The sequence below is a fragment of the Candidatus Poriferisodalis sp. genome, from assembly GCF_965215815.1.
Taxonomy (GTDB): Bacteria; Actinomycetota; Acidimicrobiia; order Acidimicrobiales; family Poriferisodalaceae; genus Poriferisodalis.
This window is the reverse complement of record NZ_CBDCEO010000013.1, coordinates 51,909-63,161: the sequence shown is the minus strand read 5'-3', so window position 1 is coordinate 63,161 and position 11,253 is coordinate 51,909. Positions and strand designations below refer to the sequence as shown.

The following is an 11,253-nucleotide window of genomic DNA, read 5'->3' as shown; positions in this document are numbered from 1 at the left end:
GATGCCTCCACGCGTCTTCTAACCGTCAAGGGCACGGACGCTATAGCCAAAACGGGGGAAATGCACCGTGACAAGCCCGGTGCGCTCGTTTCGGTGCTGAAGCGCCAGGCGCTGGGCGTCGATGGCAACGAGCGTGCCGACGCTGGGATTAGCCCGGCCATAGTCGGTGGGCGTAATGGAGACGGTATCGCCAAGAGCCGGGTCTCCGTCCAGCGTCTGACTTGGCAGGGGTGGCAACGGGTCGCTGGAATCCGCGACATCGAGCGCTGCGTGCGCGGTCATCGAGGTCGGATTGCCATGGCCGTGCGCGGCCACGCGCTCCATCCATTGACGGATGACGGCTGGAATAACGGCCGCGCGCTCGCCGGCAAGCTGATCCATGACCCACAGCGGATGGTAGATCACGCAGTCGGCCAGGGATGGTGCTTCGCCATAGATATACGTCCGGCCGTCGTGCAGGATGTCGCTGATCCAGCTCAACTGCGGACGCAACTGGGTGAGGTTTTTGATTGCCGCGGCCTTCCGGTGGGCGAGCCCCGGTTCGGGTTTGCCGAGCAGAGCGGCGCGGTCGGCCAGGAATTCCGGGGTGAAACGATCGGCGTCGGAATGCTCGCAGGAAATGTAATTGATCGTATTGCGTGTCAGGGTCGCGTCCGTCCAGCGCTCCAGACCAGCAGTGAATGCCCGTTGGGCGACCGAATCCGGTCCTGGATAAATAGTAGGTTCTGGAAAACGACGCTCAAGCTCTTCAATAATCCGTGCGGTATCACAAAAAACGTCGGCGCCAATCTGGAGGGCCGGCGCACGGCGATAGCCGCCTGTGAGAGGAATATAGTCGGGCTTGGGCAGGGTAGGGGGAATCTCGACCGAGCGCCAAGTCAGGCCCTTGAGACCCAGGACGAGCCGGACTTTTTCAGAGTAGTTGGAGAAATCGTAGTGATGCAGAATCAGTGCTGAAGACATGCGTTTCTCTATTTTCTCCCTCGCCCGCTTGAGGGAGAGGGTCGGGGTGAGGGTGGATACACTTTCATTTACCTTGATCTGAAATCCATAAAGTGGCAAGGAGTGGAGGGGAATTCAAGAGAGGAAGCCGCAAATCGAGAATCAGGAGGGGAAGCCGTATGCCAGCCGCACATTTTTTTGCCCGGAATCTTGAAGAGGTCGGTCTTGACCCGGAAAAAGTCCAGGCCCTGTTTGAACGGGCCGAGCGAGAGGTCAAATCCGGCCTGCTGCCGGCCAGCCAGGTTGCGATTGCGCGTAATGGAAAAATCGGTGTCATGCAGACCTTTGGCAAGGCGGTCCAGGGCGGGACGGAAAAACCGGCGACGGATGACACCCGGTTTGTCATTATGTCTTCGACCAAGGCGTTCACCTCAGCCGCGGCCTGGATTCTGATGCAAGAGGGCCAACTCCGTCCGGAAGATCGTGTGGTCGAGTATATCCCCGAGTTTGGGACGAACGGCAAAGACGTGGTGACGGTTGAGCAGTTGCTCATTCACACGTCGGCTATCCCCTATGCCCCGCACTGGCAAAAAGAATGGGCCGATCACGACAAGCGCTTAAACCGCTTTGCCCAGTGGAAGCCAGACCATACGCCAGGGGAGAAGTTTGTCTATCATGTGTCGGCGAATTTCTGGCCGGTCGCCGCTATTGTCGAACACCTCAGCGGTCAGCGCCTGAGCGATTTTGTGCGGACGCGGATTGCCGAGCCGCTGGGGCTGCCCGATTTGCGCTTCGGGCTGCCGCCTGCCGGGAACGCCGATGTCGCCGATGTGGAGTGGGTGGGCGCCGCCCCGACCGCCGAAGAGTATGAAAAAATGGGGGTCAAAGGCTTTAACGCCACGACCAACGCCATCAATGAAGACGGAGTCTTGGAGCTGAACGAAACGGTCACCCGAGAAGCCGGCTCACCGTCGGCCGGCTGCATTACCACGGCTGGTGATATCGCCTTATTCTATCAAGCCCTGCTGAACGACGGCCGCGCCCACGACGGGACGCCGGTCTGGCAGCCCGACATGCTGCAAGAGGCGCGGCGTATTCGCACCGGAGAGCTGCGCGATCCCTTTCTCGGCCACCGGGCCAATCGGGCCTTGGGGATTGCTGTTGCCGGCGGAGACGGCAAGGCCAATATGCGTGGCTTCGGGCGCACCAATTCCGCGCAGTCGTTCGGCCATCCGGGCTTTGGCGGCCAGAGCGGCTGGGCCGATCCGGCAACGGGTATCTCGTTCGGCTTTCTGACCAACGGGTTCGACCGGCACGACATCCGTGAAGCCCGCCGGCGGGTAGCCCTGTCGAGTCTGGCCGCTGCGTGTGCGGCGGAGTGAAGATGCAGACCCGATAACGCTCCGCTGACCTGGCCTGCGGATTTATTCTCCAACGCCACAGCTGCCGTGACGCCGTGACGCTACCGTCACATAAGGAGGTTTTGTGTCATGGGTGAAGCATCCAAACGTTCTACGATCTACTTTGACCCTCAGCTTCATGCTGCGTTACGACTCAGGGCGGCCCACTCGCAATGTTCGGTATCCGCCATTGTCAATGAGGCGGTTCGCGCAGCACTTGCGGAAGATCAAGAAGATCTGGCTGCGTTCCAGCAGCGCGCAACCGAGCCCACCCTGAGCTATGAAGAACTCCTGAACGACTTACAGGCGCATGGCAAACTATAGGCTGATTTTCAGGAAGTCTGTTGCCAAGGATTTACGTTCAATCCCAAAGCGGGATGTTGCCCGCATTCTCAAGCGCATTGAAGCACTAGCCGAGAACCCTCGACCCGAGGGGTGCGAGAAACTATCAGGCCAGGAAAGATTCCGAGTTCGCTAAGGTGCGTACCGCCTCATTTATGAAATCAGGGACACCGAGCTCATCATCACGGTCGTCAAAATAGGTCACCGCCGTCACGTCTATAAGAGTAGCTAAAGATTCGTCTAATCCCTCCCCGCATCCTGTCGCTGGCTGGCGAAGTACGCGTTTACCGACCGGAGCAATTCGGGCCGGTCGCTTTGGAAGGGACAGCGGCCTAAACGCTCGGCGACATGGGCCGCCACATAGCTGGTAAAGAGAGGGTAGAGCAGAGGCGAAAACTCCTCGCGCACCTCGCCCTGGACGGGTAACACCATGTGAGCATGGCGGGTGACCTCGGTATCGTCTGTGTGCGTCACGGCAATGACCCGTCGGCCCAAGCCGCGCGCCGTTGCCGCTACGCTCTGCGCCCGCCAATGCGAGCGGCCCGGTGGGGCGATGACAAAAACCGGCATGTCCAGCGGGTAGGCAAACCGTTCAACATGCCACCACTCTTCCAAGTCCTGCCCCAGCACAAAAACACCCGCCGCCTCGACCAGCTTTGCCGCGCTGTAGAGGGCGGTGCCATAACTCGGCCCACTGCCCAGCATGACCACAATGGGGCTGGCGGCAATCATGTCCGCCACCTCTCGACAGCCTGCCTGAATCGCGTTCGTGGTCGCGTCCACGACATCGGCGAGCGCAATGAGCTCTTGGCGCAGACGGTCTGTTTCTTCTTGCGCGTACCTGCCTTGCCGTTCAGCCAACTGCATCGCCACCAACAGCATGCCCACCAGGCTGGCTTGATAGGTGCGAATCCCTGGAGAGCGTTCTTTATGGGGCAGTTCGACCACGACGCTCCGGTCCGCCACTTGGGTGACTGCACTGTTGGGTGTTCCGGTTAAGGCCACGGTGAGTGCACCGTACTCCTTAGCACGTTCAATCGCCTGCACGACGCGCTCGGTACCGCCTGAGGCCGAGGTTGCAATCACCAAGGTGTGCGGCGGCGTAGCGGGGCGCATCCAGGCCGCCCTATAATCCAGAAAACGTTGGGCACTCAGCGGTTCGCAGGCCACGTCGGCAATGACCTGAAAGGCCATCTCAGCGGCACATGAGGCATGGTAGGAATCCCCGTCTCCGGTGAGATAGACTTTCTTCACCGCCTTCCATTCCGATGGCGTGAGGACCGCCCGCACCTGCTGCTCGAACGGGCGGGTCAACTGGCGTAAATCGCCGGCTAAGCCTGCGACCTGCCCGAACATCACCTCCGGTTTGAGTGGCTCCATCGTTCTATCCCTTTCCTTCCAGTCCTCGCACGATGTCTACATAGGTCTTCACCCGCTCGACATCAATCTGCCCGCCCCAGCCGCCGCGTTCCAGACAGGTGCCGACAAACGCTCCGTCCGCCGCAGCCAGCAACCGTGCCGCGTTATCGTGGTTGGTGTAGCCCGCCAAAATAATCGGCAGGCCCGGCACGGCTTTCCGCACCGAGTCGATCATTTCCAGCGTTTTGTTTTCGTCGGGTGCGCCCAAGGACACCGCGTCCGCCCCAACATATTTTGCACCCCGGGCGACCTCCGCGGTCGGCTTAGGCTCGCCAAACCATTTGAATTGCATGGAGTCGACTTCGGCAATGACCTTGACATCCCAGGCGTTGATCTTTTTACGATACTCCATCACTTCGAGCGGATTCGCTTCGACCATGCCGTGCGCGGTCAGGGTCGTACCTACCAGCGCGCCGGCCCGAATAAAACTTCCCCCCGCCACCTTCGCCACCGCCAACGAGGCTTTCAGCGCATTCCGCATCAACTGCACCCCGACCTGGAAGTCTGCGCCTGTGGCCTGGACAATGGCATGCACAATCAAGCCCATGGCGGTCGTACGCGCCGGGTCGGATTCGTCTTTTACGCTGTAAATGCGATCGACGGTCTGCACCAGACACCCGTCCGCCCCGCCGTGGTAGAGCGCCTGGGCCGATTCGACCGCCGTCTCAAGGGTTTGGTTGAAACTGCCGTCCGCATAAAACACGGTGCCGGGCAGCGGTTGCAGGTGAATCATGCCCAACACGGCTTTGCGTTTGCCCAGGGTTGCAAAATCTCGCATGGCCAGCCCTCCCCACTCTCTGCTCCGAATACACGCCCCGCAGGGCGTAGCCCCAACTGTGGAATGCTTATCATGCCGCTGTCAAGCCACACAGACGAACAGGCAGTGCCGCCTCTGGACAATCCACCGTTGGGCGCTATGTATGGTCTTCAACCGTACAAAACGAGGAAAGGAGCTTCCTATGGGTTTCGAGGCGCTCAACGTCTGGCTGGATGCCTACGGCAGGGCCTGGGAGAACCAGGACCCGTCCGCCGCGGCAGCACTCTTCACCGAGGATGGGACCTACGTCTGGGGTCCGTTCGCCGAGCCGATCACAGGTCAGCCGGCGATCCGACGCGCCTGGGAGACGGCTACCCAGGGGAACCAGGCCGGGATTACGTTCGGTTACGAACCCCTGGCGATGACCGAAGACGGGCGCTACCTCGCGCGCTGGTGGGCATCGATGGAATCCGTGCAGACGGGGCAATCCGTCAAAATGGAAGGGATCTTCTTGATCACCCTGACCGAGAGTGGCCAGTGTCGCGTATTCCGGGAGTGGTGGAACGAATATCCACCCGCAACCGGAGCTTCGGAGTTCGAGTGACTTCTGGCCGGGCGGCGTAGAGAGTGTGGGCAGGTGTTCCAAAACAGAACGTCCGATTTTGCTAAGACGGGTGAGGAGATTTGAGCATGAGAACCACGAGAACCACGAGAGCTTGGATTGATCTCAACAGCGATGTGGGTGAATCCTTTGGTAACTATGTGCTGGGACGGCCTGAGGAGGTGATGCAGGGGATTAGTCACGCCAACATCGCGTGTGGCTTTCACGCAGGTGATCCAAGCTGGGTCCGTCGCTCTGTCGAGAGTGCCAAGAAGTACGGTGTGACAGTCGGGGGCCATCCGGGCTTTCCCGACATGCTGGGTTTCGGCCGGAGACTCATGCATCTCACTCCCCAAGAGGGCAAGGATTATGTTGTGTATCAACTCGGGGCGCTGAAAGCCTTTGCCGAAGCAGCAGGATTGCGGCTTGAGGCGGCCAAGCCGCATAGTGCGTTTTACGTGTGGGCGCAGCTCAGCGAGGAGAATACCCGAGCGATGCTTGAGGGATTTCAAGCGGTGAACCCGGACATCGTGGCCTACCTGCCAGCGCTTCCGCGCTATCCCGTCCTGGAAGTCGCCGAGCAACTGGGGATGCGGGTCGTCAAAGAGTTCTACCCAGGGTTAGGATACAAGGACGAGGGAGACCTGACGTACGGGCACGGCGAGGACAGTGTGGAAGAAGCAGTACGACTCGTCATGAGAGTTGTCACCGAGGGGAAGGTCACGACCACGGGTGGCAAAGAGCTCGCGCTTGATGCAGAAAGCATTGCCATATCGGGCGAGTTGATGCAGGCTCCGAAGATACTGCAGGCACTTCGAGAGGCCCTGACCCGTGAGGGGGTGATGATCCGCAGTGCGCTTCATGCTGCGAACGGCCGGTAATAGGGCTGAGCTATGACGCCCCCCACCGCTGGGCGGGGCGATGACTGGAAGACCTTGTTTATCACCACGTTTGGTGAGATGGGCAGGACGCGGGCGAAGATTCCGGGCATCCCGGTGCATCGGGGAGAGGTGTAAGGGCGGTGGGCGGATGGGCGCGGCGTAATCCGATACTCATGAATACTATACAGATCGTCGAACGAGTATACGCGGAACTATCTGCGAAGATAGTACAAGGAGTTATCCCGATTTCCCTACGGCCCCCTGCATTGGTCGGCACGGTTCAGGACGGCCCATTCGACTCTTGGGTAGGGGAGGCAATCAAGCATACTCTACCAGATATCGAAGTATGTCATGCTGGGAAATTGACAACACCCGATATCGTATTGCGACATAGACCGAGTAGCTCAATTCTGGGACTTGAGGTGAAGAAGCTTATTCAGCAGGTCAATGGGAAGGACCCCAGGGGACTAACAATCGATTACAATAGCTGTCTTCCCTGTGGGAAAGCTCTTGTCAAGGTTGGACGAGATACCGTAGAAGTCCCCTGCTTCTACCTCTTTGCCTTACTGAGCAATGATAGCTCCTCGATAGTCACCTCCATCCTTATGGATGGTGATTTCCTCAATTACGATTTCGATCTGCACAAGGACGCAAAGTACGCAAATCAAAGCGAGTACGACCACGGTCCATACGGAGAAGGTTCCGTCCGGCACCGACGAATGTACACCTATCCGAATCCACTCAATTACAAACTGAACTTCTTTCACCTCCGCCATATACTCGTCGTCAAGCAGTACGATTTGGCTGCTCTCGCTGCACGGGGTGCCCTGTGTACGGACCTCATTGTCAGAGATGATAGATATCAGAATTCTTTCCACTACATCGTGATTGACAACTCTACGAGACGCTCCCTCCCTCTCGATCAACTGCCAGTTCGACGGGATATCTTTCAAGCCTGTAAGTCCCGACGGCCACGAGAGCGCACAGCATCCATGCCCCAACTCCCAGAATAATTTCATGCCAAAACTTATAGAGAACGAATTTCCGTTTGCAGAGCTCTCGCTCGTAGCCGAGCGGGAATCCTGGCGTAAAGAGGTCTATCGCCCTGTCTATTATCTCCATAAGTGGTGGGCTCGAAGGCTAGGCTCAGTCTTTCGTGGAATACTGCTCGGCGCGTGTTTAGAAGATGGTGAGGATTTCTGGGAGTGCTTTTACAAGAAGAATACCTTTGAGAATACCGTCGTCTTCGACCCCTTCATGGGGAGTGGGGTTACCGTCGGCGAAGCCGTCAAACTTGGCTGCAAAGCCGTAGGGCGCGACGTCAACCCGGTGGCATATCTCGCCTGCCGCGCAGCACTTTCCCGATACACCGATGCTGAGGTTCTCTCTACATATCGATGTTTGGAACGGACTCTTGCTCCGAGACTGCTCAGTTACTTCCAAACCAAAACAAAGGCCGGACGAAATGCAACCGTTTTGTACTATTTTCTCGTTAAAGTTGTCCCTTGTCCGAAATGTGAGAAAGAAATCGATCTGTTCAAAACACGAGTTTTCTCCAAAAACGCGACTCCTCAGAAGGATTCTTCGGCGCGTGCGCTCTGTCCAGGCTGTAGCGCTGTGAACTTTACCGTCTACGATGCTGAGCGCGTCAGTTGTGCAGGATGTTCGCTGACGTATAACCCTCAGCAGGGGAATATCAGCGGAGCGGAAGTCCGTTGTGACGACTGTCAACACACTTTCCGCCTGATCAATAGGATGAAGTCCCTTGAGGGGCCTTTACCCTTTCGGCGCTATGCGAAGCTACTTCTGACAGATGACGGAGAGAAGCTGTATGAGCCGATGAACGAATTCGACGGGGAGATTGAGCGCCAAATAGCAGAAGAGTTTGCCCTGATCTCAAGCAATTTTCCTGTTGTGGACATCAAGCCCGGCTATAACACCGACCAAATGCTGAACCACAATTATCGGTATTGGCATGAGCTATTCTCCGATAGACAACTCGTCTGTATCAGGCATCTTATTGAGGCAATTAAAGGTATCGAAGACCCGGACTTGAAGCTCCTTTTTTCCTGTCTCTTTTCCGGAACATTAGAATTCAACAACCTGTTCACATCTTTTAAGGGAGAAGGAACAGGGGCCGTACGGCACATGTTTTCTCACCATATCTTAAAGCCGGAGATGATGCCGCTTGAGGCGAATATCTGGGGAACGACCAAATCTTCCGGCGCATTTTCAGGCTTGTTCCGGTCTCGCGTTGAAAAGGCCCTTGCCTATAAGGCCGACCCGTCTGAACTCAGGCTTCATTCATCAAAGAGTATGAAGGTGGGCAATATCAATCAGCCTATCTCTGTAGAGATAACGGATAGCTTTGCGCGGTTTGCCTCACAGCCGAAAACAGCCTATCTCACCCTGGGAGATTCCAGTTGTATCGATATCCCTGATAAGAGCATTGATATAGTCGTTACGGACCCGCCTTTTTTTGACAATGTTCATTATTCTCAACTTGCCGATTTCTTTTATTATTGGCTCAATCAAGCCCTAGAATTTTCCGCCACGCTGACGACGAGATGCGCGGAGGAAGTCCAAGACACCGACCCTGAACTCTTCACCGGAAAACTCACCTCAGTTTTCGCCGAGTGCCGCCGTGTCCTCAATGATAAGGGCTTGCTTGTTTTTACCTATCATCACGCCCGCCACGAAGGCTGGACCGCCGTCCACCGAGCAATCAGACATGCCGGCCTTGTCTGTACGCGAGGGTATCCGATAAAGGCCGAAATGTCCGTTTCAATGCCACTGCAACAGGCTGCATCGCCAATCCACTTAGACCTCATTCTTGTCTGTCGTAAGGACAAGCAAGCAAGAAGAAACGGCCGAGTTAGTCACCCGCTACGTCCGGCGATCAATGTGGCAAAGGAACAGGTATCCAGACTGAAGTCGGCTGGCATAAAAGTATCGCTCGGCGATGCAAAAGTCATATTGATGGGCTGCATGCTGTGCGAAGCCCACAAGATGAAGAATCTTGACCGAGAAGAGAGATTTCTGGAGGAGCTGGAGCAGAACCTCGACACTTACGTTGCTCAGGTCATCTCTGCAAAAGGGGAAGTACTCTACAAAGCTAAGGAAACCGAACAACTACGGCTGTTCGAGGAAATGGAGAAATACTTGGCGAATAAAGAGAAAAGCGGCATCTTAACCCCGGTTGCTCGTCCCAGTCAGTGTAGGCCGGATTAGCCCAACGTAATCCGACACCTCCTAATGGAAAAAACATGCTTCGTATTCCAACCCATCGCTCTCCAACCCATCCGGGAGAAATGCTCCTAGAGGAATTCCTGCGCCCTATGGGCTTAACCCAGCGTGAGCTTGCAGCAAAGCTCCATGTGCCATACCAGCGGATTAACGAGCTGGTGCGAGGACGACGCGGCGTAAGCCCGGGAACGGCCCTACGCTTAGCGAAGTTCTTCGGCACTTCTGCCGCTTTCTGGCTTAACCTTCAACTCCGCTGGGACCTGTATCATGCCCAGCGCTCAGAGGCCAAGGAACTGAAGAGAATTCGGCAGCACCGTAGTAATCTGACATCTCTGCTATCGGGATCCCCTCACCCTGGCCCTCTCCCCCAAGGGGCGAGGGAAGCAGACGTAGGGCGGATGAGCGCAGCGTAATCCGACGGTGTGCCTTCACCGGCGCACGCCTGGTGTTTCTACCGGCAAGCCACGGCCGCGCCAGGCCATATACAGTTCCAGATTCACGTAGTCGTCAGCCCCGTGAGCCAGAGGTTGGGCACGGATTGCGGTGTTGCACCAGGCAAACATGCGGTGCGTCGATCCCAGCGTTTGCCAGCTCAGCCGATAGACAGGGAAGCCGTTGGTCTGGCCTTGGCTCACGACTTCCCCGCGTAGGCGTTGCCCGGCATACTCGTCGTGACAATGGCTGCACGCCATGTCGAGTTGGCCGCGGCGGCGCATGAAGAACGCTTTGCCCGCCTCGAAAAACGGTGCGGCCGGTCCCTTGATATCTACGCTAAGCGGCATCCCGCGTGACTGAAAACTCACAAAGGTGCTGAGTGCCAACAGGGCTTCGGATTCATACGGGTAGGCTTCGACCCGGAGCTGCTCGGTGCGACAGCGGTTAATCCGTTGCTCCAGATTGATGAGTTTTTTTGTGCGTGGATCAAATTGCGGATAGCGGGTGCGCACCCCGCGCATGCTGGTTGACGCGTCTCCATGACAACTGGCGCACGCCTGTTGGCCGTCGCCCTGGGGCTGGTCCCATAACTCGCGGCCACGTTCGACCCATAACATCCCCGGATTGCCAAACACGTCGTCCTGTAACTGTCTGTGTTCCTCCGACAGATAGGTATAGCCGGAGCGACGGCCTTCGACGCTGTATGGGGAAGTCTCGTGCTGCGGACCGCTCGGAGTTTGGGAAGCCTGTGGAGCGTCCTGACGAAGGGTCAAGAGATAAGCCACAACATCTTCGATTTCCTGCGCGGTGAGGATTGGCTTGCCCCGGTAGGCTTCGAGTACGGAATGCCGACCTTCCACCGTATGATACGCCGGCATGATGGAGTGGGGGTTTAGCGCTTTGGGGTCTACCAGCCGCAGGCGCAACTCCGCGGCGGTATAGCGACTCCCAACGTTGTCCAAGGGCAGCCCCACCGTGCCGTGGAAGCGGCGTTCGGGCAGCGGCAGGGCATGACATACCACACAATCGCCGCGCTGCCGGTTGAGCACGATATGCCGCCCCCGCTCCGTATCACCGGGCTGGTCGGTCAACGGGGTGGGAATCCCTTCATGCCGGGTCTGCAAATCGTCGAGTTGCTGATTCCCCTGGGCGTAGAGATCGCTCAGCACAAGAAGTCCGATCCACACCTGAATGACAAAAGCTTTCCAATAGCTTCCGTGCATCGTAGCG

The 11,253-nt window shown here is 57.3% G+C and carries 10 protein-coding genes and 1 pseudogene; 7 read left to right on the top strand and 4 right to left on the bottom strand.

Features of this window, described 5'->3' with window-relative positions:
• Positions 1–18 precede the first annotated feature (18 nt).
• Positions 19–963 carry a glutathione S-transferase family protein gene (locus tag ACOOHB_RS10265; protein ID WP_420444752.1) on the bottom strand — a complete coding sequence of 315 codons (945 nt, stop codon included), beginning with the start codon at positions 961–963 and terminating at the stop codon, positions 19–21.
• A gap of 158 nt (positions 964–1,121) precedes the next feature.
• Here ACOOHB_RS10265 and ACOOHB_RS10260 point away from each other — a divergent pair, with 158 nt between their 5' ends.
• From ACOOHB_RS10260 to ACOOHB_RS10250, 3 genes and pseudogenes are all read left to right on the top strand, one after another.
• On the top strand, positions 1,122–2,324 hold the full coding sequence (locus tag ACOOHB_RS10260) for a serine hydrolase domain-containing protein (RefSeq protein ID WP_420444751.1): 1,203 nt from the start codon (positions 1,122–1,124) through the stop codon (positions 2,322–2,324).
• 108 nt (positions 2,325–2,432) lie between these two features.
• Positions 2,433–2,666 (top strand): CopG family transcriptional regulator, encoded by a 234-nt coding sequence (locus ACOOHB_RS10255; RefSeq protein WP_420444750.1) that lies wholly within the window; start codon positions 2,433–2,435, stop codon positions 2,664–2,666.
• A pseudogene (locus ACOOHB_RS10250) lies at positions 2,653–2,916 on the top strand (type II toxin-antitoxin system RelE family toxin). Before ACOOHB_RS10255 ends, ACOOHB_RS10250 begins: the two are co-directional and overlap by 14 nt.
• 8 nt (positions 2,917–2,924) lie before the next feature.
• Here ACOOHB_RS10250 and ACOOHB_RS10245 read toward each other — a convergent pair.
• Together ACOOHB_RS10245 and ACOOHB_RS10240 are read right to left on the bottom strand one after the other, a co-directional pair.
• Positions 2,925–4,064, bottom strand: coding sequence for an SIS domain-containing protein (locus tag ACOOHB_RS10245; protein ID WP_420444749.1), 1,140 nt, complete (start codon positions 4,062–4,064; stop codon positions 2,925–2,927).
• 4 nt (positions 4,065–4,068) lie between these two features.
• Entirely contained in the window at positions 4,069–4,881 is an 813-nt protein-coding gene (locus ACOOHB_RS10240; protein WP_420444748.1) for a BtpA/SgcQ family protein, read from the bottom strand.
• Positions 4,882–5,062: 181 nt separating this feature from the next.
• Between ACOOHB_RS10240 and ACOOHB_RS10235 the strand changes: the two genes are divergently transcribed.
• The 4 genes from ACOOHB_RS10235 (at position 5,063) to ACOOHB_RS10220 (ending at position 10,001) form a co-directional block, all read left to right on the top strand.
• Positions 5,063–5,464 carry a nuclear transport factor 2 family protein gene (locus ACOOHB_RS10235; RefSeq protein WP_420444747.1) on the top strand — a complete coding sequence of 134 codons (402 nt, stop codon included), beginning with the start codon at positions 5,063–5,065 and terminating at the stop codon, positions 5,462–5,464.
• Positions 5,465–5,550: 86 nt separating this feature from the next.
• Complete coding sequence (gene pxpA / locus ACOOHB_RS10230) at positions 5,551–6,342, top strand: 5-oxoprolinase subunit PxpA (protein WP_420444746.1); 792 nt, start codon at positions 5,551–5,553, stop codon at positions 6,340–6,342.
• A 1,017-nt stretch (positions 6,343–7,359) separates the two neighbouring features.
• Positions 7,360–9,573 (top strand): DUF1156 domain-containing protein, encoded by a 2,214-nt coding sequence (locus ACOOHB_RS10225; RefSeq protein ID WP_420444745.1) that lies wholly within the window; start codon positions 7,360–7,362, stop codon positions 9,571–9,573.
• Positions 9,574–9,608: 35 nt separating this feature from the next.
• Positions 9,609–10,001 carry a HigA family addiction module antitoxin gene (locus tag ACOOHB_RS10220; protein ID WP_420444744.1) on the top strand — a complete coding sequence of 131 codons (393 nt, stop codon included), beginning with the start codon at positions 9,609–9,611 and terminating at the stop codon, positions 9,999–10,001.
• A gap of 15 nt (positions 10,002–10,016) precedes the next feature.
• Here the strand turns inward: ACOOHB_RS10220 and soxA are convergent, their stop codons facing one another.
• Positions 10,017–11,246 (bottom strand): sulfur oxidation c-type cytochrome SoxA, encoded by a 1,230-nt coding sequence (soxA, locus tag ACOOHB_RS10215; protein ID WP_420444743.1) that lies wholly within the window; start codon positions 11,244–11,246, stop codon positions 10,017–10,019.
• Positions 11,247–11,253 lie beyond the last annotated feature (7 nt).